Below are 23,446 nucleotides of genomic sequence, written 5' to 3'. Positions count from 1 at the left end.
GGCGGTCAAATGGCTGAGGGAAGGAAGGGCTCAACTGCGCCCATTCACCAGGTCCCCGACGATGTCGTATTTGCCGGAAATACGCATCTTGTAGACCTCGTAATTCTCCATCACGCGCTGCACGTAGCTTCTTGTTTCCGTGTAAGGAATACGCTCGATCCAGTCGACGACGGCGTCCACGTCCTTGCCGCGCGGGTCGCCGTATTTGGCCACCCACTGGGCAGCGCGGTTGGGGCCGGCATTGTAGCCGGCGAAGGTCAGCACATAGGATCCGCTGAAACGGTCGAGCTGCTGGCCGAGGAAGGCGGCGCCAAGCGTCGCATTGTAGCCGGCATCGCTGGTCAGGCGCGTCTGCGAGAACGTCAGTCCGGCCTTCTTCGCCAATTGCCTGGCGGTGCCCGGCATCAGTTGCAGCAGTCCGCGCGCACCGGCGCTGGAGACCGCGCCGATATTGAATTCGCTCTCCTGGCGGGCAATCGCATAGGCCAGCGCCTTGCCGGAGCCGGAAATATCGGCGGTGTCGGGGATGACGCCCAGCGGGTGCGACAGCGCGCCGACGTTGATGCCGCGCTGGGCGGCGATCTTGCCGACCTTCAGTGCCATGAAATGGTTGCCCTGCTTTTCGGCGAGCACTGCGAGCAGCGCGAGCTCGCCGGGGCTGGTCAACTGCCCGGCGAGATCGCGGTAAAGCGTCTCGGCATAGCGGTCATAGCCGGCCTCCTGCAGACGCTTGATGGCGCTGACGGCCTCGCGGCCGGCAAAATTCTGCCGGTCGGCGGCACTTGGCTGCGGATAGGCGATGTCGAGGGTCCTCAAGCCCACGCGCTCGCCGGCGAGCTGGCCGTAGAATGTGGTGCCATAGGCAGCCGCGCGGGTGAAATACGCCTTCGCGTCGCCGGGCCCGCCCACTTCGGCCGTGCGGCCAAGCCAATAATACGCGCGCGACAGCGACATCGGTCCCTGCGCGAGGTCGGCGATGCGAGTGAAATGGGCGGCGGCGGTGGCCGGATCGTTGAGGCCGCGCAACGCGTACCAGCCGGCATGGAACTCGGCCTCGGCGGCGCTGGCCGGGCTTTCGGCAGCGTGCATGGAGACGATCTTGTAGGCGGTCTTCATGTCGCCCTGGTCGACCAGCTCGCGCGACAGCACCCGGCGCTCCACCCACCAGGCGTCGGGATCGACCAGCGACTCGCGGTCGGTCGGCGCCTTCATCACGATCGCGGCCGCGTCGGCGAACTTCTGCTGCTTGCGCAGATATTCGGCCTCGGCAAAGAAATAGCCCGCCGAGCGCTGCGCGGCGGGCACGGCCCTGAGCAGTTTGGCCGTGTTCTTGTCGCCGCGGCCGGCGGCCGCCCAGGCCTCGGCGAGCGGCTCGGCGCCGGCAAGCGCGGCGACGCGCAGCGCCGAACTCACCCGGTCGGCATAGAACATGCGCTCCATGCGGAAGCGATGATCGGCGGCGGGGATAAGCGCGCCGAACTCCTTGATGATGGTCGCCTCGTCCCTGGCTTCCAGCCTTTCCGTGCGCCAGAACGGCGACAGCACCGAGCGCGCTGCATTGAGGTTGCCCAGCGCGACATAGGATCGGGCAAGGATGATCACGCCTTCGGGGGTCAACGGCTGGCTGCCCTTGAACGCCTTCACCACGACTTGCGGGGAGGGGTTCTCGCGATAGAGCGCGCGTTCGCTGTTCTTGCGCAGCGCGATCGTGCCCGGCCAGTTCGGCAGCATCTGCGCGGCGTCGGCGATATCGCCGCTCGGCACCCGGTCGCCGCCATAGAGCGCGATCGCCCAGGCCAGGATGTGGCGGTCGAGCGAATTGGCCGGCAAGGCCTCGCGCACCTGGCGCGCGCCGGCAACGTCGTTGGCCGCCAGACTGTCGAGACCGCTCTTCAGAACAGCGACGTCGGCGAAAGGCGATGTCGGCGCGTCCGGGCGGCCCTGATAGGCCAGGGGCGCTACCGGGAGGGCCGACGTCACCTCAACGTCGACGCCGCCGCCGATCGCCGCGGCCGGCATCAGCGCAAGCGTCGCGCCAAGAAACGCGAAAAGACGGGGCCGCCGGCCTGACATGGGGTTCGTCATTTCCTGTTCGAGCACATTACCAGCAGGCCAAGACGCATCGAAGCCTAAACATAGGTCGTGAAGAGCCCGTAAACATAAGGTTATCGAGGTCGTTCGATTTGCGCTTGCTGGCACCATGGCAATGCTTGCCGGTGAACCATGTCGAGACTATGGTGCGCGGCTTCGCTTTCGGCTAGAAGGCGCGCACGATAGACCGACCGACAAAACACCAATGCATGCCGCCCCAAAGTGGATACCGGTTTTGGGGCAATGACATGCATAACCCAACAATGCATGTCGCCCAAAAGTGGATACCGGTTTTGGGGCAACGACATGCATAACCAACGAAGTCCCAAGGAGTTGGACGACATGCTGAGAGGCTCGCTTACCGCGCTCGTTACACCGTTCGAAAAGAGCGGGCGTTTCGACGAGAAAGCCTTTCGCGCCTTCATCGAATGGCAGCTCGCCGAAGGCACCACGGGCCTCGTCCCGGTCGGCACCACCGGCGAGTCGCCGACGCTGTCGCATGACGAGCACCGCCAGGTGGTCAAGGTCTGCATCGAGGTCGCCAAGGGCCGCGCTCCGGTCGTCGCCGGCGCCGGCTCCAACAACACCGAGGAAGCCGTAGGCCTGGTGCAATTTGCCGAGCAGGCCGGCGCCGATGCCGCGCTGGTCGTCACGCCCTATTACAACAAGCCGACGCAGCGCGGCCTCTATGAGCACTTCGCCGCTGTCGCCCGCGCGACCAAGCTGCCGATCATCATCTACAACATCCCGCCGCGCTCGGTGATCGACATGACGCCGGAGACGATGGGGCGGCTGGCGCACGACTTCAAGAACATCGTCGGCGTCAAGGATGCGACCGGCAAGGTCGAGCGCGTCTCCGAGCAGCGCGCCACCTGCGGCAAGGATTTCGTCCAGCTTTCCGGCGAGGACGCCTCGGCGCTGGGCTTCAACGCCCATGGCGGCGTCGGCTGCATCTCGGTGACGTCGAACGTCGCGCCGCGGCTCTGCGCCGAATTCCAGGAAGCGACGCTTTCCGGCGACAGCGCCAAGGCCCTCGACCTGCAGGATCGGCTCCTGCCGCTGCACAAGGCGATCTTCATCGAGCCCGGCCTGTGCGGCGCCAAATACGCGCTGTCGAAGCTGGGCAAGGTCGAGAACGTCGTGCGCTCGCCGCTGGTCACGATCGAGGCCTCGACGGCCGAGAAGATCGACCAGGCGATGAAGCATGCCGGCTTGATAAACTAACGAGCCCGTTTGGAAACTCCACTCCTGCGGCCATCTGAAGGCGCCACCTGCGCTTCCGGTGCTCACGTACTATATGTACGCTCCGCTCCGGTTCTCGGTGACACCGTCATCTGACTCGCAGGAGCGGGTTTCGAAACGGACCTGGACGTCATGAATCAAGTCAAAAAAGCCGATCCCAACAACAGGACCGTTGCGGAGAACCGCAAGGCACGGTTCTCCTACGAGGTGCTCGACACCCTCGAGGCCGGCCTCGTGCTGACCGGCACCGAGGTCAAATCGCTGCGCCAGGGCCAGGCCAACATCCAGGAATCCTATGCCTCTGCCGAGGGCGGCGAGATCTGGCTGATCAATTCCTATCTGCCGGAATATCTGCAGGCCAATCGCTTCAACCACGAGCCGCGCCGGCGCCGCAAGCTTCTGCTCTCCAAGCGCGAGATGGCGAAGCTGTCGCAGAGCGTCGATCGCGAAGGCATGACGCTGGTGCCGCTCAAGATCTATTTCAACGATCGCGGCCGCGCCAAGCTGCTGCTTGCGATTGCCCGCGGCAAGAAGCTGCACGACAAGCGCGAGACGGAAAAGCAGCGCGACTGGTCGCGCGAGAAGGGCCGCCTGCTCAAGCAACGCGGCTGAAGAATCTCAGGCGCTGGCCTGAAAAAAGCCAACAGTCGGCCTTCAGCTTCCGGACATGAAGAGCCGACATCGGGGGATAGTCTTGAAGAAGCGGATCGTCCTCTGGGTCCTGGCCAGCCTTGTCCTGGCGTGCGTCGTTGCAGCGGGCGGGCTCATCTATTTCCACACCTTCTCTCCCGATCGCGACCGGTTCCCCGTCAGGGGCATCGACGTCTCCCATCACCAAGGCCGGATCGACTGGCGGCGTGTCGCCGCCGACGATGTCGCCTTCGCCGTCATCAAGGCGACCGAAGGCGGCGATCATGTCGACGATGCCTTCGCCGCCAACCTGCGCGAGGCGCGCGCCGCCGGGCTGGCGGTCGGCGCCTACCACTTCTTCACCTTCTGCCGGCCGGGCGCCGACCAGGCGAAGAATTTCCTCTCGGTGGTGCCGCGCGGCGAGCCGCTGCTGCCGCCGGTGGTCGACATCGAATTCGGCGGCAATTGCCCGCAGCGGCCGTCGCCCGAGCAGTTGAGCGCCGAGCTCCAGGCGTTCCTCGGCCCGGTCGAGGCGGCCTTCGACAAGCCGGCGATCGTCTATCTCACCGATGAGGCGGCGCAGGCCTATTCCGCGCATATCGCCGTTCGCGAGCGCTGGCTGCGCTCGCTGGCGCTACGCCCCAGCAAGGACGACTGGATCTACTGGCAGTATCATAACCGGGGTCGCGTCGACGGCATCGAAGGCGATGTCGACCTGAACGTGCTGCAGGGCGGGGCGGACAAACTGGCTGAGCTATTCGCCACGCGGGTTTCCGAATCTACTCCTCCAGAAACGCCGCGATCTCCTTGAACACATTGACGAACATTGATTCCGTCAGCACGCCCGTATTGGTGTTGTAGCGCGAGCAATGGTAGCTGGAGAACAGCGTGATGCCGCCGGCCTGCTGACGCCCACCGTGGCGGAACGGATAGGCGGCGACGCGCTCGCCCAGCGCCCGCACCGTCGACTGATGCGCGATCGAGCCGAGCGCCAGCACAGCGCGCAGATTGGGAAAGCGTCCGATCGTCGGCACCAGAAAATTTCGGCAGGTGGCGATCTCGCCGCCGACCGGCTTGTTCTCCGGCGGCACGCAGCGCACGGCATTGGTGATCGCCGTCTGCACCAGTTCCAGCCCGTCGTCGGGCTTTGCCTTGAACTCGCCGCGCGCCAGGCCATGCGCGATCAGCGTGCCGTAGAGCAGGTCGCCGGCATAGTCGCCGGTGAAGGGCCGCCCGGTGCGGTTGGCGCCGCGCAGGCCGGGCGCCAGCCCGACGATCAGCAGCCGCACGGCGCCCTCACCCTCCGGCGGCAGGAAGGTCGGCACCGGCGCGTTGAACCAGGACGGCTCGCGCTGCCGCCAGTCGGCGATGAAATCATGCAGCCGCGGGCAGAGCGGGCAGTCGCGGCCGGGTTCGGGGGAGGGCGCGGCGACCAAGGCCGCCGCCGTCAATAGTCGTCCTCGTCGACTTCGGCCGGTTCGGGCCGGCGCACCGGCCGTTCGGAGGGATCGCGGCCGACTTCGTTCTTCAGGCTCATCAGGTCCATGAAATGGTCGGCCTGGCGGCGCAGGTCGTCCGAGATCATCGGCGGCTGCGAGGCCATGGTCGAGACGATCGAAACCTTGCGGCCGCGGCGCTGCAGCGCCTCGACCAATGTGCGGAAATCGCCGTCGCCGGAGAAGATGACATAGTGGTCGACGACGTCGGCGAGCTCGAGCGCGTCGACGGTGAGCTCGATGTCCATATTGCCCTTGATCTTGCGGCGGCCGGTCGAGTCGGTGAATTCCTTGGCCGGCTTGGTCACCACCTTGAAGCCGTTATAGTCGAGCCAGTCGATCAGCGGCCGGATCGAGGAATATTCCTGATCCTCGACCAGCGCGGTGTAGTAGTAGGCGCGCAGCAGATAGCCGCGTTTCTGGAAGCTAGACAGAAGCTTGCGGTAGTCGATGTCGAAGCCGAGCGCCCGCGAGGTGGCATAGAGATTGGCACCGTCGATGAAAAGCGCGATTTTTTCCCGAGGGTCGAACATGGAAAATGTCCTTTTTCAAAATAGGCGGTCGTCTAAAAGCGTCGGCGACTATGCCCGCGGCCCGTCAACGGACCACATGGCCTTTCTTATCCGAGATAGCGCCAGTTTTACGGCAATCCAAGCTGTGTCGGCCCCTCGCAAGCAATTGTGATCGGCGCCGGATCGCTGCGGGCCTTGCCCATGCCGAGCCGGATAATCCCGCGGCAGGCGGATCGGCATTGCCAAGAAGCTTGTATTTTGGCGGCGTTCAGGTTATGGACCGCGCCTGTTTTCCGTCAAATCCATCGCATGAAAGGGGCAATTCATGGCCCGCGTAACCGTTGAAGATTGCATCGACAAGGTCGACAACCGCTTCGAGCTGGTGCTCCTGGCCGGCCACCGCGCCCGTCAGATCAGCCAGGGCGCGCAGATCACCGTGCCGCGCGACAACGACAAGAACCCGGTGATCGCGCTACGCGAGATCGCCGACGAGACGCTGTCGCCCGACGACCTCAAGGAAGACCTGATCCACTCGCTGCAGAAGCATGTCGAAGTCGACGAGCCGGAGGCCGATGGCGAGGCGATCGCCGACCAGACGGGCGCTGCCGTCGCGGCGACCGATACCGACGACGCCGAGGACAACATCGCCTTCGACCGCATGACCGAGGAAGACCTGCTGGCCGGCATCGAAGGCCTTGTGCCGCCTGAGAAGAGCGACGACTACTAGGAGAGTTTCCTGGACCTGCCCGGAACATTTTTCCGGCACTTCCGTCCAGGCAGTTTCGTGGCTATCTATGACATGCGCCGCATCCCGATGCGGCGCATGATTCATTTCAGCACCGCGAGATCTTGCCCATGATGCGTCAGTATGAGCTTGTCGAGCGCGTCCAGCGCTACAAGCCTGACGTCAACGAGGCGCTGCTCAACAAGGCCTATGTCTACGCCATGCAGAAGCATGGCCACCAGAAGCGCGCTTCCGGCGATCCCTATTTCTCGCATCCGCTCGAAGTCGCCGCCATCCTCACCGAAATGCATATGGACGAGGCGACGATCGCGGTCGCCCTGTTGCATGACACGATCGAGGACACCACCGCCACCAGGGCCGAGATCGACGAGTTGTTCGGCCCCGAAATGGGCAAGCTGGTCGAGGGCCTGACCAAGCTCAAGAAGCTCGATCTCGTCTCCAAGAAGGCCGAGCAGGCGGAGAACCTGCGCAAGCTCTTGCTGGCGATCTCCGAGGACGTGCGCGTGCTGCTGGTCAAGCTCGCCGACCGCTTGCACAACATGCGCACCCTCGACCATGTTCCGGAAGCCAAGCGCCTGCGCATCGCCGAGGAGACGATGGATATCTATGCGCCGCTCGCCGGCCGCATGGGCATGCAGGGCATGCGCGAGGAACTGGAGGAGATCGCCTTCCGCTACATCAATCCGGAAGCCTACCGCGCCGTCACGGCGAGGCTTGCCGAGATATTCGAGCGCAACAAGGACGTGCTGACCGAGATCGAGAAGGCGCTGTCGGCCTTGTTCGAGAAACATGCCATCAAGGCCAGCGTGAAGAGCCGACAGAAGAAGCCGTGGTCGGTGTTCCGCAAGATGGAAGCCAAGGCGCTGTCCTTCGAGCAGCTCTCCGACATCTTCGGCTTCCGTGTCGTCGTCGATACGCTCGAGGATTGCTACCGGGCGCTCGGCGCCATCCACACGACATGGTCGATGGTGCCCGGCCGCTTCAAGGACTACATCTCGACGCCGAAGCAGAACGACTACCGCTCGATCCACACCACCATCGTCGGCCCGTCGCGCCAGCGCGTCGAGTTGCAGATCCGCACCCGCGAGATGAACAAGATCGCCGAATATGGCGTCGCCGCGCATTCGATCTACAAGGATACAGGCGGCAAGACGAACGGCGCCGGCCACGCCATCTCGAAGGAGACCAACGCCTATGCCTGGCTGCGGCGCACCATCGAGCAACTGGCCGAGGGCGACAATCCGGAAGATTTCCTCGAGAACACGAAGCTGGAACTGTTCCAGGACCAGGTGTTCTGCTTCACGCCGAAGGGCATGCTGATCGCGCTGCCGCGCGGCGCCACCCCCATCGATTTCGCCTATGCCGTTCACACCGATGTCGGCGATACCTGCGTCGGCGCCAAGGTCAACGGCCGCATCATGCCGCTGATGACGGAATTGAAGAACGGCGACGAGGTCGAGATCATCCGCTCCAAGGCGCAGGTGCCGCCCGCCGCCTGGGAATCGGTCGTCGTCACCGGCAAGGCGCGCGCCGCCATCCGCCGCGCCACCAAGAACGCCATCCGTAAGCAATATTCCGGCCTCGGCGCCCGCATCCTCGAGCGCGCTTTCGAGCGTGCCGGCAGGACCTTCACCAAGGAGAGCCTGAAGCCGGTGCTGCACCGGCTGGCGCGCAAGGACATTGACGACGTGCTGGCCTCGGTCGGCCGCGGCGAACTGGCCTCGACGGACGTCATGAAGGCGGTGTTCCCCGACTATAAGGACGAGCGCGTCACCGTCGCCGCCCCCAAGCAGCGCGAGGAGGGCTGGTCGAAGATCCGCAACGCCGCCGGCATGCTGTTCCAGATGCCGGGCCGCGCCGCGCGCAAGGACAAGGACCAGCCGCGCGACGGGGCGGTTCCGATCCGCGGCGTGCGCGGCGACCTGCCGGTGCGCTTCGCGCCGGAAGGAGCGGTGCCCGGAGACCGCATCGTCGGCATCATCCAGCCGGGCACCGGCATCACCATCTATCCGATCCAGTCGCCGGCGCTGCAGGCCTTCGACGATCAGCCCGAGCGCTGGATCGACGTGCGCTGGGACATCGACGAGCGAACAAAGGAGCGCTTCCCGGCACGCGTCTCGGTCACCGCCATCAACGCGCCGGGGTCGCTGGCCGACATCGCCCAGGTCGTTGCCGCCAACGACGCCAACATCCACACGCTGTCGATGGTGCGCACCGCGCCCGACTTCACCGAAATGCTGATCGATCTCGAGGTTTGGGATCTCAAGCACCTGAACCGGCTGCTCTCGCAGCTCAAGGACAATTCGAGCGTCAGCGATGCAAGGCGCGTCAACGGCTGACATCATGGTCAGAAGAATAATGGGGGAATGAAATGAACACCGACGAAGTGCTGGGCATTTTCCGCGAGGCCGGCGCCGTCCTGGAGGGACATTTCATCCTGACGTCGGGCCTGCGCAGCCCGGTGTTCCTGCAGAAGGCGAGGGTCTTCATGCATGCCGACAAGACCGAGCGCCTGTGCAAGGCGCTGGCCGAGAAGATCCGCAAGGCCGTTCCCGGCCGCATCGACTATGTCGTCGGCCCGGCGATCGGCGGCCTGATTCCGGCCTATGAGACCTCGCGCCATCTCGCCGTCCCGGCGATCTGGGTCGAGCGGGAAGGGGGCGAGTTCAGGCTGCGCCGCTTCGAGATCGCCAGGGGCGCGCGCGTCGTCATCGTCGAGGACATCGTCACCACCGGCCTGTCGATCCGCGAGACCATCGACTGCCTGCGCGAGCTTGGCGCCGAGGTGGCGGCGGCCGCCTGCATCATCGACCGTTCGGCCGGCAAGACCGATGTCGGCGTGCCGCTGGTCGCGCTCGCCGAATACGAGGTTCCGGCCTATCCGGCCGACCGCTTGCCGCCGGAACTGGCCGCCATCCCGGCCGTCAAGCCCGGCAGCCGCAACATCTGATGCGGCCATGCGTGAAAACAAGCGCTTGAGCGCGTTGCTTGAATCTCTTCGGCAGCGTCCGTCGGCCGCGGCGCAGCGATGATCGCCGGCATTGACCATTTCGTGCTCACGGTGCGCTCGGTGGAAGCGAGCTGCGCCTTCTACCAGCGCGTGCTCGGTCTCCAGCGCCTGGACGAACCGAACCGGCCGACCGCGCTGTTGTTCGGATCGCAGAAGATCAACCTGCACGAGGTCGGCCGCACCTTCGAGCCGAAGGCCAAGGCGCCGACGCCCGGCGCCGGCGATTTCTGCCTCGTCGCGGCAAGGCCGCTTGCCGAGATCTGCGCCAGCCTGGCGGCCAGCAATGTCGCCATCGAGGTCGGGCCGGTCGAGCGAGCCGGCGCGCGCGGGCCGATGATGTCGCTCTATTTCCGCGATCCGGACGGCAACCTGGTCGAGGTCAGCGAGTACCTCACCTAAGCCAGAACGGCCAGATTGTCTGGCGGATAGTGATGTGGCCAAGCTCTATCTTGCCAAGGCTGAGGACAATTCCGCTTCGACAGGGCACTCGAGGCAAGCGGTATAGTTGCATAGCCGGCAAATTCGGTATGCATGGTCCTCGCTGCTGACGAGCCCGCGCAGCAGCTTGGCGGCAAGTCTGCCGAACTCCTGCAGCTCCTCCGAACTTAGAACTGTGAGCGCTGATGCGAGCCCCGCCTGACGAGCGGAAAGAATTGCACCACAGGTCGTCTCGCCCAGAGGCGTGAGTCTTAGCGCTACCGCGCGATGATCGTCAGGCGCCGAGGATCGAGCCGCCAATCCGTCCGCGACCAGTCGATCGACCAGTCGAACGGCGCCTGAATGCGACAATGAAAGAGCGCGTCGCAGCCTCTCGATCGAGAGACCAGGAACGTGGCCAACGAGGGTGATGGCCGCAGCCGCGGGGCCGGGCTCCGGCGCTCGTGCCTGAGCGTCCCGCTGCAGCGTGTCCGCAAAGGCCAGCGCCAGAGCACCAATCACATTCTCGATCCTGGAATCAGCCATCAGCGAAAAATATATGCTTGGAGCATATACATCAAGATCGCGTTATTGTATGCTTGGAGCATATAAATAGAAGGAGGCAGGCTATGTTCACTCCGGCAACGGCACCCGCGCTCTTCGTGGCGCGCATCAATCGAACTGGCGACCGCCTTGCTGCTGTTGGCCGTGCGGTAGCCCTATCGGGGGTGGTGCTTCCGCTGCTGTTGATCGGCATTTTGAAATTCACCTCGATCGAGATCGAGGCGCTTAAGCCATTTGTTGAGAATACGCCGTGGCTGGCATGGCTTTATCCCGCATTCGGATTTGCCGGGGCTTCCTACTTCCTGGGCGTGATCGAACTGATCGCTGCGCTTCTGCTGGCTGCGTCTTTCCGCAGTGTCTGGGCTGGCCTCGTCGGAGGCGCGATCGGTTCAATCACCTTTGCGCTGACGGCCTCGACAATGCTCGCTCTGCCAATCTGGGAGGCGGGTTCGGAAGGGTTTCCCTTTCTCAATGGGCTGGGTGCCTTCCTAATCAAGGATGTCGCATTGCTGGGCGTGAGCCTGGTCATACTGGGTGGCAGCCTGCAACGACTTGCGTCGAGCCACGACCGGGAAATCGCACACGGCGATGAACGGCGAAACAAAGGGTGAGAATATGACCCTACTCGCCATTTGGCGCAGGACGGACGAACCAGGACATGATGCCATGCAGTTCAGTCCGACTAATCCCGGCAGGCTCCTTGAAGGGGCCGCGGTGCACCTCTAGCGGGTCCTGCACGTTTGGACTGTGCGGTGCAGTTGGTCAGAGATTGGAAGACCACATCCGGCACCCTCAGCGGATTCATCGGACCCCGGACTGCCAACCTCGCAATCATCCCCGGTGAGATCGGCAGGACCGTTGCTTCACTCCGGCGACGGCTGCTTTGCGAGGGCGGCAACGCCGGCCGAGCGCCAGGTTGCGGCCGACGTCGCAGCGCTGCATTAGCTGGCGGGGCGAACTGCCGCACGTCAGCGACTTGACTCCCGTCTCCACAAATCCGCCGTGTTTCTAATATGCTCGAGCGGCGAGACGCTGGCCGGACGTTGTCCTTCGGTCGGCGCGTCGCTATATCAAAGTCGCTGTTGCCTTCGGGCGGCCTCGAAGCGCAAGATATGGCAGTCGCCTGCCGGCTCGGGATCGCCGGAACAGCTTGTGTTGAGTACTAGGAACCGGAACAGAGTGCTTTTTCGACGCCGCGAGCCTGATGGCATTTTTGAGCGGGTGCGTACCTATCTTTGGCCGCGCCGCTCGTTCTCGCGCTCGGTGCAGTATTTCTCGAAGCGCATCCTGAGGCTGAAGGCCACCCCGCATGCTGTCGCCGCCGGCGTCGCGGCCGGCGTGTTTGCCTCGTTCTTCCCGCTCGGCTTCCACTTCGTGATCGCCGCCGTGCTGTGCTGGGTGATCGCCGGCAATCTGGTGGCGGCCGCGCTCGGCGCCGTGTTCTTCGGCAATCCGCTGACCTTTCCGCTGCTGTGGGGCGCATCCTGGGAAACCGGCAAGCTCATCCTGCACGAACGCCTGCCCAAGCACGGACCGCCCGAGCACCTCGGGGAAATGATGCACACGCTTTCGTTCGCGAAACTGTGGCACCCGGTGCTGGAGCCGATGCTGATCGGCGCGGTGCCGCTCGGCCTCGTCTTCGGCCTGTTCTTCTACGGCATCACCCGATGGGGCATGACCGCCTTTCGCGAGCGGCGCAGGAAGCGCATGGCCGAGAGGGCGCACAAAGCCAGGCTCGGTGGACACGGCGGGCGGGAAGTTCCCGCGGAATGATCATCGGCATCGGCAGCGACCTGATCGATATCAGACGCATCGAGAAGTCGCTGGAACGGCACGGCCAGCGCTTCATCCAGCGCATCTACACCGAGGTCGAACAGGCCCGCTCGGAAGGCCGCGCGGCGCGCGTCGCGTCCTACGCCAAGCGCTTCGCCGCCAAGGAGGCCTGCGCCAAGGCGCTGGGCACGGGCATGGCACATGGCGTCTTCTGGCGCGATATGGGCGTGGTCAACCTGCCCGGCGGCAAGCCGACCATGGCGCTGACCGGCGGCGCGGCGGGACAGCTCGGCAAGATCCTGCCGCGGGGGCATAGGGCGGCAATCCACCTCACCATCACCGACGATTTCCCGCTTGCTCAAGCCTTTGTGATCATCGAGGCGTTGCCCGCCGAAGAAGCGCCACATTGATTGCTTCTGACCTCCGGCTGACGTTGCCCAGCGCGCGCCGAGACTCTATACCAACCAACGCACAATCGAGGACGACATGAGCGTGGCTGAAAAATCCGAGAAGAAATCCGGCGGGCTTGGCGAAACCGTCAGCGTCATCATTCAGGCGCTGCTGCTCGCGCTGGTCATCCGCACCTTCCTGTTCCAGCCATTCTCGATCCCGTCCGGATCGATGCGCCCGACCTTGCTCGAAGGCGACTATCTCTTCGTCACCAAATGGTCCTACGGGTATTCGCGCTATTCGCTGCCGTTCGGTCCCGATATCTTCTCCGGCCGCATCTGGGGCTCCGAGCCGAAGCGCGGCGACGTGGTGGTGTTCAAGTTCCCGCCGGACCCGTCCATCGACTACATCAAGCGCGTCATCGGCCTGCCCGGCGACAAGATCCAGGTCAAGGACGGCCAGCTCTTCATCAACGGCGCCGGCGTGCCGCGCGAGAAGGTCGGCCAGATCGACAACCCTGATATCACCGAGGTCGATCGTCCGGTCGATGTCTATCGCGAGACGCTGCCCAACGGCATCACCTATGACACGCTCGACCTGACGCCGAACTCGATCGGCGACAACACGCGCGAGTTCGACGTGCCGCCCGGCCACTACTTCATGATGGGCGACAATCGCGACAACTCTTCCGACAGCCGCTTCACCGTCGGCTTCGTGCCGGAAGAGAACCTGGTCGGCCGCGCCAACATCATCTTCTTCTCGATCGCCGATGGCGCGAGCCCGCTCGAAGTCTGGAAGTGGCCGTCGCTGATGCGCGCCGCGCGCCTGTTCCATTTCGTCAGCTAGCTGATGGCGTCAACGAAGCGGCTCACCGCCGATGCGCTCGCCGAAGCGCTCATTGAGCGCACCGGCCATGCCTTTGGCGACCGCCAGCGGCTGCAGCGGGCGCTGACCCATGCCAGCGCCCGGTCGAGCCATGCCGGCGTCGACTATGAGCGCTTCGAATTCCTCGGCGACCGTGTGCTTGGCCTTGTCGTGGCCGACATGCTGCTCGCGGCATTCCCGAACGCGGCCGAGGGCGAGCTGTCGCTGCGGCTGAACGCCCTGGTCAATGCCGAGGCGCTGTCCGAAATCGCCGAGGAGATCGGCCTGCCGGAACTGATCCGCGCCGGCTCGGACGTGCGCGGCCTCGACGGACGCAAGCGCGTCAACCTGCGCGCCGATGCGCTGGAATCGCTGATCGCCGTGCTCTATCTCGACGGCGGCCTGGATGCGGCCCGCGCGTTCATCCACCGCTATTGGCAGCCGCGCTCGCAGGCCATCGGCGCTGCCCGTCGCGACGCCAAGACCGAATTGCAGGAATGGGCGCATCAGGCGGCGGGTGCGACGCCCGCCTACCGCATCGACGGCAGGGAGGGGCCGGACCACGATCCGCTGTTCACCGTCAGCGTCAAGGTCGGCCAGTTCGCGCCGGCCATCGGCAGCGGTCGCTCCAAGCGCGAGGCCGAGCAGGCGGCGGCAGCGGCGCTGCTGCTGCGCGAGGGTGTCTGGATGAATGAAGGAAGCGCGGCATGAGCGAAGAAGCGGCACAGGCGGGCGAGGCCCCCGCGACGCACTCCGGCTTCGTCGCGCTGATCGGCGCGCCCAATGCCGGCAAGTCGACCTTGGTCAACCAACTGGTCGGCGCCAAGGTGTCGATCGTCACCCACAAGGTGCAGACCACCCGCGCCATCGTGCGCGGCATCGCCACGCATGAGAATGCCCAGATCGTCTTCGTCGACACGCCCGGCATCTTCAAGCCGAAGCGGCGGCTGGACACGGCGATGGTGACCACCGCCTGGGGCGGCGCCAAGGATGCTGATATCGTGGTGCTTTTGATCGACGCCGAGCGCGGCATTCGAGGCGACGCCGATGCCATTCTCGACCGGTTGAAGGATGTCCGGCAGCCGATGCTTCTGGTCCTCAACAAGGTCGACCGGGTCAAGCCCGAGGTGCTCCTGGCGCTAGCGGCGACGGCGAACGAGCGCGTGCCGTTCAAGCGCACCTTCATGGTCTCGGCACTGACCGGCTCCGGCTGCAAGGACCTGCTCGACTATCTCGCCGAGACCTTGCCGGCCGGCCCCTGGTACTATCCGGACGACCAGATCTCCGACCTGCCGATGCGCCAGCTCGCGGCCGAGATCACCCGCGAAAAGCTCTACCTGCGCCTGCATCAGGAACTGCCCTATTCCTCCCATATCGAGACCGAGAAATGGGAGGAGAAGAAGGACGGCTCGGTGCGTATCGAGCAGGTCATCTATGTCGAGCGCGACAGCCAGAAAAAGATCGTGCTCGGCCACAAGGGCGAGACCATCCGCGCCATCGGCCAGGCGGCGCGCATGGAGATCGCGGGCATACTGGAGCAGAAGGTGCACCTCTTTCTGTTCGTCAAGGTGCGCGAGAACTGGGGCGACGACCCCGAGCGCTACCGCGAGATGGGGCTCGAGTTTCCGCACTAGCGCGGCGCCCGGGATAGGAGCGCCGCGCTTTTTGGCGGATTTGGTTCACGCGATGGCCAGTTTTGCCTTGGGCCGGCGCGCAAAGGTCTCCGTGCCGTAGTAGGCGACGATCGCGACCGCGATGACCGCCCAGATCGCCACGCCGATCCACTGCTGCTGCACATAGTCGCCGTCGACGAACACCTTGCCGAGGAAGCGCACGCTGTTCTGGTGCGTGACATGCATCAGGAAGGCGAGAAGCACGCTGCCGGTGTTCTGGTAAAGCCAGGTGAAGACGATGCCGGCCAGAACGACATTGATCGTGCCGTAGAGGCTGAGGTCGCCGACCAGGCCGAGCGGGAAGTGCCAGATGGCCCAGATCACGCCGAGGATCAGGCTGCCGGCAAGCGCGGAATGACTAGTGAGCAGACGTGGCGTGGCGAAGCCGCGCCAGCCGGGCTCCTCGCCGAGCGGGCCGCTGAAGATCGCATAGAGGCCGATGATCGGCAGCATCTCGGAAAAGGCCGGGATGTTGCCCCAGGCAGGGGCCGCGGCGCCGAACAGCGGATTGATCAGGATCGAAGCGAGCTGCGCGCCGAACGGCAGGCCGAACGCCACCAGATACCAGAACGGGCGAACCCGCCACTTCACCATCGAGGCGAGGATGGGCTTGACCGAAGCCCAGCCGCCGGTAAGTGCGGCGACGATGAAACCGGCGATCATCGGCCCGAAGGTGAACCAGGGAATGCTCTCGCCGCCGGAGAGCCAGAAGGGGATGAACGCCAGCCAGGTCAGGCCGAGCGCCAGCGAAAAGAAGGCGGTCAGCTGGTGCCCCCGCACCAGGCTCAGGAAGGAAGGCATTTGTCTGGTCCTCTCATCGGGCGGATTGGCAAATGAGAGGTCGGCTTGCCCGATGGGTCGACCACAGCAAAGGGACCGGCCGCGCCGGTCGACATGCCCGCATATGGCGCCAGCGCGGGCCAAAAATCCTGATCGGTTTCTGAGAGATTTCCGATATTTGCGATTGGCGGCTGTCCCGGCACCCGGCCCGTTCCAACCTTGATTTCGCCGCCCGATCGGTGAAATGCTCCCTCGCATGGAATGGCGCGACGAGGGAATCATTCTCGGCACCCGCAAGCATGGCGAAACCAGCGCCATCCTCGAGGTGATGACGCGCGCCCATGGCCGCCATCTCGGCCTCGTGCGCGGCGGCCGCTCGCGCAAGCAGCAGCCGGTGCTGCAGCCGGGCAATCGCGTCGATCTCCTGTGGCGGGCCCGCCTCGACGAGCATCTCGGCACCTTCCAGGCCGAGGCGATCGAGATGAACGCCGCTCGCCTGATGGACAGCGCCATCGCCGTCTACGGCCTGCAGACCATGGCCGCGCATCTGCGCCTGCTGCCCGAGCGCGACGCCCATGGCGCGCTTTACGAGACGCTTGCCGTCATGATCGCCCATCTCGACGACGCCGACGCGGCGGGCGAGCTGGTGGCGCGCTTCGAATTGCTGATCCTCGACGAGCTCGGCTTCGGCCTCGACCTTAGCCAGTGCGCTGCGACCGGCTCCAGGCAGGACCTCGCCTATGTCTCGCCGAAATCCGGCCGCGCCGTCTCCCGCGCCGCCGGCACCCCCTGGCACGACAAGATGCTGGCGCTGCCGGCCTTCCTGCAGCGCTCGGGCCCTAGTGCCGATCAGGCGGCGCTCGAGGACGCGTTCCGGCTGACCGGCTTCTTCTTCACCCGCCATGTCTACGAGCCGCGCGGCCTCGAACCACCCGACGCCCGCGCCGGTTTCCTCGCCGCGCTGCGCAGGCATCACGCAGCCGGCAAGGCGATCGCCGGAGAGTAGCGCTAGCGCCTAGCCGGCGTTTTGCCGCTCCAGGAAATCGCCGAGGATGGGGCGCTGGCCTTTCAGGATTTTGAGCCCGGCCTCCGGCAAGGAAAACCAGCCGGCTTTGTCCACTTCGGGGAATTCTTTCACTGAACCCGACCTCGGTGGCCACTCCATGGTGAACGTGTTGCTTCTGACGGCGTCCGCATCGACGTCCGATTCGACACTCCATGCCGTCACGATCTTGCCTCCCGGCTGCCGATAACTGCCGACCGGCTCGAAGTCTCCGTCGATCGCGACGCCCAGTTCCTCCTCGGCCTCACGTCGTGCGGCTGCGAGTTCATCCTCGCTCTCGTCGACAAGTCCCTTCGGGATCGACCACGCCCCTTCATCCTTTCTTGCCCAGAATGGTCCGCCGGGATGGACAAGCAGAAATTCGAAAACCCCGCCGGTGCGCCTGTAGATCAGCAGGCCCGCGCTGCGTTGCGGCATTGGTCATCCTCATCAAATCCGGCCGACACTAGCATGACTACTTGCAGCACGTGCCACGCAACCTCCCTCAGCAGGACTATTCCTGGCCGGCTTGACACCTCGGCATTGGATAAAGGCTGCAAGCTGCTGGCGTTCGGCTGCGAAACATGCTCGATCTTTGCTGTCGCCGATCCGGCGGCGCGTTTGCCTGGAGGAACCGGCCGTCTGGCCGCCGCAATTGTCAATGACAACCGGCCTGGTTTGGGGGAACCGCCATGTTTGAAAGCCTGATCGGCCTTGCCGCCATCATCGCCCTCTTCGTCATCATCTCGCGCCAGCAGAGCCGCATCGGCCTGATCGAGCGCGAACTTGGCGCGCTGCGCAGCCTCGTGCTTTCGGGCGCCGTGCTACCGGCCGCCAGGCCGGCCGAACAGCCGCAAGCCGACGCCAAGCCGGCCGAGGCGATCACGGCCGAAGTAGCGTCTCCTCCTGTAGCCGATGATGCGGGCGCCGAAGCGCCGGCGGCGCAGGCCGCCGCTGCTGCGGGCGAGGTCGTGTCCGGACCGTGGGCCAAGGACGAAGCGCCGCCGCCAGCGGCGGAGCCTGCGGCCGGCCCCGCCGAGGCCGCGCAACCGGCGAAGGCCGCGCGGCAGACCGACGTCGAGACCGCGCTCGGCACTCGCTGGGCGGTCTGGGTCGGCGGCATCGCGCTGGCGCTGGGCGGCCTGTTCCTGATCCGCTACACCATCGAAGCCGGCATTTTCGGCCCCGGCGTGCGCCTCACCATGGCCGGCATCCTTGGCCTGGTGCTGGTCGGCGGCGGCGAATTCATCCGCCGCACCGGCTTCAAGGTGCCGGTGCAGGGCGCCGCCGGCGCCTATATCCCGGCGATCCTGACGGCGGCCGGCGCCTTCATCCTGTTCGGCACCGTCTATGCCGCTTATGGCATTTACGGCTTCATTGGTCCGGCGCTCGCCTTCGCGCTGCTCGGCGTCATCGGCGTGGCGACGATCGCGGCGAGCCTGGTTCATGGCCTGGCGCTGGCCGGCATCGGCCTGATCGGCGCCATGGCGACGCCGGCGCTCGTCTCCTCGCAGGCGCCCAATCCCTGGGCACTGTTCGTCTATCTGGCGATCGTGCTTGCCGCCACCGCGGCGATTGCCCGCCTGCGCGACTGGAAGGCGCTGGTGGCGGCGGCCTTCGTCGGCACCGGCCTCTGGACCATCCTCTACATGGCCAACACGCCCGCCGCGAACCTGTCGGCCATCCTGTTCATCGATGCCGCGACGTTGGCTGTGCTTGCCTTCGTCTGGCTGGGTGCCCGTGGCGCCGAAGCTGAATCCGCCGGCGGTTTCGACTGGCCGTCGATCGCGCCCGCCATCTTCGTCGGGCTTTCTGCGCTGGGGCTTTCGGTCGACCCGGCCTTCACCGTCGCCGGTGATGCCCTGGCGGGCGCCGCGCTGCTTGCCGCAATGCTGGCCGTGGCCCTCTATCGGCCGCGCGCGCTGCCGCTTCTCCATGCCGCCGGCCTGGTGACGGCGATGATCTATCTCGGCATCATCCCGCCGACCTCGATCGGTTCCGATATCGTCGGCGGCAGCCTCGGCGTCGATGGCCAGCCGGTGGTGGTGTCGGATCAGTTGACGCGCAACATCGGCGTCGGGCTCGGCCTGCTGTTCATCGCCGCCGGCTTCTGGGCCGCGCGCCAATGGGTGGCAACCGCCCGCATCCGGTCGGCTTCCTGGGTTGCCTGGGCCGTGATCGCGCCGTTGGTCGTGCTCACGGCTCTGTGGTTCACCTTCGGCAATCTCGACCGCGACTTCCTCTACGCTGCGGTCGCGGCTCTTCTGGTCGTGACTTTCGCCGCCGGCGGTGAATGGATCGCGCGCGCCGAGGAGCCGCCGCTGAAGGGAGATGGCGCCGTCTCCTTCGCGCTCGGCGGCGCGGCGATCGCCGCCCTGTTGATGCTGCATATGGCCTTCGGCTCCGGCTGGACCACCGTGCTTGTCGGCGCGGCGGCCGTCGTACCCGCGCTGGCGACCCGCTGGCGGTCCTATCCGGTGCTCGGCTGGATTTCGGTTGGCGCCGTCGTCGCCACGCTTGCCCGCGTCGCCTACGACCCGACCATCGTCGGCGCCGCATCGCTGTCGACGACGCCTGTCTTCAACTGGCTGCTGCCGGGCTACGGCGTGCCGGCGCTAGCCTTCGGCTTCGCCGCCTGGCAGCTCGCCCGCACGACAAACGGCCGGCCGCGCCTGGCGATGGAAGCGGGGGCGGCGCTCTTCGCGCTGCTCACGCTCGCCATATTGGTGCGCCACGCCATGCATGGCGGTGTGCTGGACACCGGCACGGTTACGCTCGCCGAACAGGCGATCTACACGCTGATCGCGCTTGGCGCCGGCGCCATCCTTGTCGCCATCGACAGGCGCTCGCCGAGTTCGGTGATGCGCTACGGCTCGATGGCCGTCGGCGTGCTCTCCGTCGCCTTCGTCGCCGTCCGGCATTTCGTGGTGCTGAACCCGCTGTTCACTGACGAATCGACCGGGACGATTCCGGTGTTCAACCTCCTCTTCCTCGCCTATCTCCTGCCGGCCGTCGCTGCCGGCGCGCTGGCGCTCTACGTCCGCGACAAGCGCCCCCGCTGGTACGCGGCGATGCTGGCGCTGGTCGCTTCGCTGCTCGCCTTCGCCTATGCGACGCTGTCGGTCAGGCGGCTGTTCAAGGGCGAGTTCATCGGACTGTGGAGCGGGCTCGGCCAAGTGGAGACCTACACCTATTCGGCGCTGTGGCTGGCCATCGGCGTCGCGCTGCTGACCGCCGGAGTGTGGCTGAAATCGCAGGTGCTGCGCGTCGCCTCGGCAGCGCTGATCGCGATCGCCGTGCTGAAGGTCTTCCTGTTCGACATGTCGGAGCTGGAAGGCGTGCTCAGGGCGCTGTCCTTTATCGGCCTCGGCGCCGTGCTGATCGGCATCGGCCTGTTCTACCAGCGGCTGCTGACAAGAGCAGCGAAGGAGAAGGCGGAACAAGCAGAAACAATCGGCTAGCCGGGAATAAACCGGCATCCGCCAGCGTTCATCCATTGCTTGGGTAACCGGAGCGGTGGGCCGCTTCGCGCTGGCTGCTTGCGCCGCGCCCCAAAGGCGCGTTCAATCTGGATGGAAAACGACCTCGAAAACCAGCGGTCATGGACGAAAAGAAGGCAGCGATCCTTGGCGAAATACCGCGTTTGCGCCGCTACGCGCGCTCGCTGCTGCGCGACCGCGATTCGGCCGACGACCTCGTCCAGGACTGCCTCGAACGGGCCCTGGTCAGGCTCGATAACTGGCAGACGGGAGAAAGCCCAAGGAGGTGGCTGTTTACGATCATGCATCATCTGTTCATCGACCAGATGCGCAAGGTGAACCGGCGCGGCGAGGCGGCGATGCTGCCGCTCGAGTCCGGCGAGGCGCAGGCAGCTCCGGCCGATCAGGTCGAGAGCATCGCCTCGCGCGAGATCATCGATGCCTTGCAGGCGATCAGCCCCGATCGCCGCGCGGCGCTGGTCATGGTGGCGATCGAAGGCTTTTCCTATGCCGAGGCGGCCAACATCCTTGGCGTGCCGGCCGGCACGCTGATGTCGCGCATCGCGCGCGGGCGCGAGGAACTGCGCGGCCTGCTGGATGATACGGCGCGCCGCCGGTCGATAAGGATCGTCGAGAAATGACCCGGCGCGATTTCTCCGAACGCGACATCCACATGGCCCTCGACGGCGAGCTGCCCGGCGAGGAGCGCATGGCCTATGAGGCCTGGCTAGAGGCCAATCCCGAAATGAAGGCAAGGAGCGCCCGCTTCGTCGCCGATCGGGCTGCCCTTCGCGCCGCCTTTGCCGGCGTGCTCGAAGAACCGGTGCCGGCACGGCTGAAGCAGGCCGTGTTCGGCGAGGCTCCAGGAAGGACGACAGCCTGGCGCTCGCGCTGGTGGCTTTCGGCCGCGGCCGCCGCCGTGCTGGTGATCGGCGGGCTTGCCGGTTATGTCGCCGGCATCGATGGCATCGGCAGGGGAGGCGAAAGCGAGGATCTGCTCGCCGAGCAGGCGATCGCGGCCCATGTCATCTATGCCGCCGAGAAGCGCCATGCGGTCGAGGTCCCGGCGAGCGACAAGGATCATTTGCAGACCTGGTTGTCCAACCGCATCGGCCTGAAGCTGGTCGCGCCCGATCTGGTGGCCGAAGGCTTCCAGCTGGTCGGTGGCCGGTTGTTGCCCGCCGGCCAGGGCAAGGCGGCGATGCTGCTCTATGAGGACGCCAATGGCGAGCGCATCTCGCTGTTCGTGACCGCCGAATCGGCCGGCAAGTCCAAGGGCACCTATGCAGCGGAGGCCGACGGCCCCGAGGCTGTCTACTGGCTGGACAAGGGCTATGGCTGCGCCGTCGTCGGCTCGCTGCCGCGCGAGCGTCTGGCGGCCGTCGCCAAGAGCGCCTACGGTCAGCTTCTGGCCGGCCTCGCCAGTTGAAAACAGCGGATTTTTCGACATTGATGCTGCACTGAAAACAGCGAGTCAGTGCAGAGCTCCTTCAGCATTGGACCACTATTCAACCTGTCACAATTCGGCCCTAATCGAGGAGCGATAGCGCTTGATGAATACTGGTGCTGGGGGCCGGTATCATCCATGCTTTAGACAAGGGTCATTCCACAACCCAATCGAGGTTTCTGAAGCCCGCATGCCTGCCGAGATCCGCAAGGCCCGCGCGTCCGACGTCGATGACCTGGCCGCCATCGAGAAGGCTGTTTTTTCGAGCGATCGCATGTCGCGCCGCTCCTTTCGCCAGCTGATCGAGCGCGAGACCGCCGAGATGCTGGTTGCAGAAAGCGATGGCCGCGTTGCCGGCTATGCCGTGGTGCTGTTTCGCAAGGGCAGCGGCGTCGCCCGGCTCTATTCCATCGCCGTCGGTCCTTTCTTCGGCCAGCTCGGCATAGGCCGCCAGCTGCTGTCGGCGGCGGAGGAGGCGGCCTTCGAGCACGACCGGATGATGCTGCGCCTCGAAGTGCGCGAGGACAATCAGCGCGCCATCCGCGTCTATGAGCAGGCCGGCTATCGCAAGATCGGTCGCGAGCCGGACTACTACGAGGACGGCGCCACCGCGCTGCGCTACGAGAAGACCTTGCGCGGCGACGTGCCGATCGCCACCACCGTTCCCTTCTACCCGCAGACCTGCGAGTTCACCTGCGGCCCGTGCTGCCTGATGATGGCGATGGCCAATTTCGACCACGGCTTCGTGCCCGACCCGGTGATGGAAATCCGCCTCTGGCGCGAGGCCACCACCGTCTTCATGATGTCGGGGCCGGGCGGCTGCGAGCCGTTCGGCCTGGCGGTCGCCGGCTATGAAAGCGGGCTCGCGGCGGAGATCTTCGTCTCCTTCCATGGCGCGCTGTTCCTGCAGTCGGTGCGCAGCGAGGACAAGCGCCGGGTGATGGAGCTTGCCCAGGTCGACTTCCGCCGCCGCGCGGAACTTTACGGCATTCCGGTGAATTACCGTCCATTCGCCCTCGATGATGTTCGCAACGCCATCGCCGGGGGCAAGCTGGTGCTGGTGCTGATCAGCGGCTTCCTGATGTTCGGCAAGAAGGTTCCGCATTGGGTGCTGGCCATTGGCGACGACGGCGACCATATCCTGATCCACGATCCATGGGTCGAGGACGAGCGGCAGGAGACGATCCTTGATGCGGCCAACATTCCCGTGCCTTACGGCATCTTCATGAACATGGCGCAGTTCGGTCGCGACGGGCTGCGTGCAGCCATCATTCTGGGGAAGCGCTGACAA

The 23,446-nt window shown here is 65.4% G+C and carries 23 protein-coding genes; 18 read left to right on the top strand and 5 right to left on the bottom strand.

Annotation, left to right across the window (positions count from 1 at the left end; genetic code table 11):
* Positions 1–30: 30 nt before the first annotated feature.
* A complete protein-coding gene (locus tag EN786_RS06280) occupies positions 31–2,073 on the bottom strand; it encodes a lytic transglycosylase domain-containing protein (protein ID WP_135908077.1) in 2,043 nt (680 codons plus the stop codon).
* A 360-nt stretch (positions 2,074–2,433) separates the two neighbouring features.
* Between EN786_RS06280 and dapA the strand changes: the two genes are divergently transcribed.
* The 3 genes from dapA (at position 2,434) to EN786_RS06265 (ending at position 4,774) form a co-directional block, all read left to right on the top strand.
* Positions 2,434–3,315 carry a 4-hydroxy-tetrahydrodipicolinate synthase gene (dapA, locus tag EN786_RS06275; RefSeq protein ID WP_127283033.1) on the top strand — a complete coding sequence of 294 codons (882 nt, stop codon included), beginning with the start codon at positions 2,434–2,436 and terminating at the stop codon, positions 3,313–3,315.
* A gap of 150 nt (positions 3,316–3,465) precedes the next feature.
* Positions 3,466–3,945 carry an SsrA-binding protein SmpB gene (gene smpB / locus EN786_RS06270; RefSeq protein WP_127283034.1) on the top strand — a complete coding sequence of 160 codons (480 nt, stop codon included), beginning with the start codon at positions 3,466–3,468 and terminating at the stop codon, positions 3,943–3,945.
* 82 nt (positions 3,946–4,027) lie between these two features.
* Positions 4,028–4,774 carry a GH25 family lysozyme gene (locus tag EN786_RS06265; protein WP_127283035.1) on the top strand — a complete coding sequence of 249 codons (747 nt, stop codon included), beginning with the start codon at positions 4,028–4,030 and terminating at the stop codon, positions 4,772–4,774.
* Here EN786_RS06265 and EN786_RS06260 read toward each other — a convergent pair.
* Entirely contained in the window at positions 4,743–5,414 is a 672-nt protein-coding gene (locus EN786_RS06260) for a uracil-DNA glycosylase (protein ID WP_189340499.1), read from the bottom strand. The genes EN786_RS06265 and EN786_RS06260 overlap by 32 nt on opposite strands.
* Entirely contained in the window at positions 5,411–5,992 is a 582-nt protein-coding gene (locus EN786_RS06255) for an NYN domain-containing protein (RefSeq protein ID WP_127286183.1), read from the bottom strand. The genes EN786_RS06260 and EN786_RS06255 overlap by 4 nt, the downstream gene beginning before the upstream one ends.
* Before the next feature lie 304 nt (positions 5,993–6,296).
* On the opposite strand from EN786_RS06255, the gene rpoZ reads away from it, so the two are divergent.
* From rpoZ to era, 10 genes are all read left to right on the top strand, one after another.
* Positions 6,297–6,698, top strand: a complete 402-nt coding sequence (gene rpoZ / locus EN786_RS06250) for a DNA-directed RNA polymerase subunit omega (protein ID WP_127286184.1) — start codon at positions 6,297–6,299, stop codon at positions 6,696–6,698.
* Between the two features lie 128 nt (positions 6,699–6,826).
* Positions 6,827–9,055 carry a bifunctional (p)ppGpp synthetase/guanosine-3',5'-bis(diphosphate) 3'-pyrophosphohydrolase gene (locus EN786_RS06245; RefSeq protein ID WP_127286185.1) on the top strand — a complete coding sequence of 743 codons (2,229 nt, stop codon included), beginning with the start codon at positions 6,827–6,829 and terminating at the stop codon, positions 9,053–9,055.
* Between the two features lie 32 nt (positions 9,056–9,087).
* The gene (gene pyrE / locus EN786_RS06240; RefSeq protein WP_127286186.1) at positions 9,088–9,666 is read left to right on the top strand and encodes an orotate phosphoribosyltransferase; all 579 of its coding nucleotides are present in this window, start codon (positions 9,088–9,090) and stop codon (positions 9,664–9,666) included.
* Between the two features lie 78 nt (positions 9,667–9,744).
* Positions 9,745–10,125 (top strand): VOC family protein, encoded by a 381-nt coding sequence (locus EN786_RS06235; protein ID WP_127310307.1) that lies wholly within the window; start codon positions 9,745–9,747, stop codon positions 10,123–10,125.
* 647 nt (positions 10,126–10,772) lie between these two features.
* A complete protein-coding gene (locus tag EN786_RS06225; protein WP_135908075.1) occupies positions 10,773–11,318 on the top strand; it encodes a DUF417 family protein in 546 nt (181 codons plus the stop codon).
* A gap of 568 nt (positions 11,319–11,886) precedes the next feature.
* A complete protein-coding gene (locus EN786_RS06220) occupies positions 11,887–12,480 on the top strand; it encodes a DUF2062 domain-containing protein (protein WP_127286190.1) in 594 nt (197 codons plus the stop codon).
* A complete protein-coding gene (gene acpS / locus EN786_RS06215) occupies positions 12,477–12,890 on the top strand; it encodes a holo-ACP synthase (RefSeq protein ID WP_127310305.1) in 414 nt (137 codons plus the stop codon). Before EN786_RS06220 ends, acpS begins: the two co-directional genes overlap by 4 nt.
* A 76-nt stretch (positions 12,891–12,966) precedes the next feature.
* On the top strand, positions 12,967–13,716 hold the full coding sequence (gene lepB, locus EN786_RS06210) for a signal peptidase I (RefSeq protein WP_127286192.1): 750 nt from the start codon (positions 12,967–12,969) through the stop codon (positions 13,714–13,716).
* A gap of 3 nt (positions 13,717–13,719) precedes the next feature.
* Complete coding sequence (gene rnc, locus EN786_RS06205; protein ID WP_127392459.1) at positions 13,720–14,445, top strand: ribonuclease III; 726 nt, start codon at positions 13,720–13,722, stop codon at positions 14,443–14,445.
* Positions 14,442–15,368, top strand: a complete 927-nt coding sequence (era, locus tag EN786_RS06200) for a GTPase Era (RefSeq protein ID WP_135908073.1) — start codon at positions 14,442–14,444, stop codon at positions 15,366–15,368. The genes rnc and era overlap by 4 nt, the downstream gene beginning before the upstream one ends.
* A gap of 45 nt (positions 15,369–15,413) precedes the next feature.
* Here era and EN786_RS06195 read toward each other — a convergent pair whose 3' ends face one another.
* Complete coding sequence (locus EN786_RS06195) at positions 15,414–16,208, bottom strand: type II CAAX endopeptidase family protein (RefSeq protein ID WP_127311720.1); 795 nt, start codon at positions 16,206–16,208, stop codon at positions 15,414–15,416.
* Between the two features lie 235 nt (positions 16,209–16,443).
* On the opposite strand from EN786_RS06195, the gene recO reads away from it, so the two are divergent.
* The gene (recO, locus tag EN786_RS06190) at positions 16,444–17,193 is read left to right on the top strand and encodes a DNA repair protein RecO (protein WP_127311722.1); all 750 of its coding nucleotides are present in this window, start codon (positions 16,444–16,446) and stop codon (positions 17,191–17,193) included.
* Positions 17,194–17,202: 9 nt separating this feature from the next.
* On the opposite strand, the gene EN786_RS06185 is transcribed toward recO, so the two are convergent.
* Positions 17,203–17,667, bottom strand: coding sequence for an NUDIX domain-containing protein (locus EN786_RS06185; RefSeq protein ID WP_127287299.1), 465 nt, complete (start codon positions 17,665–17,667; stop codon positions 17,203–17,205).
* A gap of 254 nt (positions 17,668–17,921) precedes the next feature.
* Between EN786_RS06185 and EN786_RS06180 the strand changes: the two genes are divergently transcribed.
* The 4 genes from EN786_RS06180 (at position 17,922) to EN786_RS06165 (ending at position 23,443) form a co-directional block, all read left to right on the top strand.
* The gene (locus EN786_RS06180; protein ID WP_135908071.1) at positions 17,922–20,690 is read left to right on the top strand and encodes a DUF2339 domain-containing protein; all 2,769 of its coding nucleotides are present in this window, start codon (positions 17,922–17,924) and stop codon (positions 20,688–20,690) included.
* Between the two features lie 140 nt (positions 20,691–20,830).
* The gene (locus tag EN786_RS06175; protein ID WP_127393954.1) at positions 20,831–21,349 is read left to right on the top strand and encodes an RNA polymerase sigma factor; all 519 of its coding nucleotides are present in this window, start codon (positions 20,831–20,833) and stop codon (positions 21,347–21,349) included.
* A complete protein-coding gene (locus EN786_RS06170; RefSeq protein WP_127310340.1) occupies positions 21,346–22,137 on the top strand; it encodes an anti-sigma factor in 792 nt (263 codons plus the stop codon). The genes EN786_RS06175 and EN786_RS06170 overlap by 4 nt, the downstream gene beginning before the upstream one ends.
* A gap of 208 nt (positions 22,138–22,345) precedes the next feature.
* A complete protein-coding gene (locus EN786_RS06165) occupies positions 22,346–23,443 on the top strand; it encodes a peptidase C39 family protein (RefSeq protein WP_127284256.1) in 1,098 nt (365 codons plus the stop codon).
* Positions 23,444–23,446: the final 3 nt, after the last annotated feature.

The organism is Mesorhizobium sp. M4B.F.Ca.ET.143.01.1.1 (assembly GCF_004792275.1).
Classification (GTDB): Bacteria; Pseudomonadota; Alphaproteobacteria; order Rhizobiales; family Rhizobiaceae; genus Mesorhizobium; species Mesorhizobium abyssinicae.
The sequence above is the reverse complement of the archived record's forward strand: the minus strand, read 5'-3'. Positions and strand labels throughout refer to the sequence as shown.

Coding starts and splice junctions, on each gene's coding strand:
- EN786_RS06280 (WP_135908077.1), bottom strand. CDS start 2,073: ATGTCAGGCCGGCGGCCCCGTCTTTTCGCGTTTCTTGGCGCGACGCTT.
- dapA (WP_127283033.1), top strand. CDS start 2,434: ATGCTGAGAGGCTCGCTTACCGCGCTCGTTACACCGTTCGAAAAGAGC.
- smpB (WP_127283034.1), top strand. CDS start 3,466: ATGAATCAAGTCAAAAAAGCCGATCCCAACAACAGGACCGTTGCGGAG.
- EN786_RS06255 (WP_127286183.1), bottom strand. CDS start 5,992: ATGTTCGACCCTCGGGAAAAAATCGCGCTTTTCATCGACGGTGCCAAT.
- rpoZ (WP_127286184.1), top strand. CDS start 6,297: ATGGCCCGCGTAACCGTTGAAGATTGCATCGACAAGGTCGACAACCGC.
- EN786_RS06245 (WP_127286185.1), top strand. CDS start 6,827: ATGATGCGTCAGTATGAGCTTGTCGAGCGCGTCCAGCGCTACAAGCCT.
- pyrE (WP_127286186.1), top strand. CDS start 9,088: ATGAACACCGACGAAGTGCTGGGCATTTTCCGCGAGGCCGGCGCCGTC.
- EN786_RS06235 (WP_127310307.1), top strand. CDS start 9,745: ATGATCGCCGGCATTGACCATTTCGTGCTCACGGTGCGCTCGGTGGAA.
- EN786_RS06225 (WP_135908075.1), top strand. CDS start 10,773: ATGTTCACTCCGGCAACGGCACCCGCGCTCTTCGTGGCGCGCATCAAT.
- acpS (WP_127310305.1), top strand. CDS start 12,477: ATGATCATCGGCATCGGCAGCGACCTGATCGATATCAGACGCATCGAG.
- lepB (WP_127286192.1), top strand. CDS start 12,967: ATGAGCGTGGCTGAAAAATCCGAGAAGAAATCCGGCGGGCTTGGCGAA.
- rnc (WP_127392459.1), top strand. CDS start 13,720: ATGGCGTCAACGAAGCGGCTCACCGCCGATGCGCTCGCCGAAGCGCTC.
- era (WP_135908073.1), top strand. CDS start 14,442: ATGAGCGAAGAAGCGGCACAGGCGGGCGAGGCCCCCGCGACGCACTCC.
- EN786_RS06195 (WP_127311720.1), bottom strand. CDS start 16,208: ATGCCTTCCTTCCTGAGCCTGGTGCGGGGGCACCAGCTGACCGCCTTC.
- recO (WP_127311722.1), top strand. CDS start 16,444: ATGGAATGGCGCGACGAGGGAATCATTCTCGGCACCCGCAAGCATGGC.
- EN786_RS06185 (WP_127287299.1), bottom strand. CDS start 17,667: ATGCCGCAACGCAGCGCGGGCCTGCTGATCTACAGGCGCACCGGCGGG.
- EN786_RS06180 (WP_135908071.1), top strand. CDS start 17,922: ATGTTTGAAAGCCTGATCGGCCTTGCCGCCATCATCGCCCTCTTCGTC.
- EN786_RS06175 (WP_127393954.1), top strand. CDS start 20,831: ATGGACGAAAAGAAGGCAGCGATCCTTGGCGAAATACCGCGTTTGCGC.
- EN786_RS06170 (WP_127310340.1), top strand. CDS start 21,346: ATGACCCGGCGCGATTTCTCCGAACGCGACATCCACATGGCCCTCGAC.
- EN786_RS06165 (WP_127284256.1), top strand. CDS start 22,346: ATGCCTGCCGAGATCCGCAAGGCCCGCGCGTCCGACGTCGATGACCTG.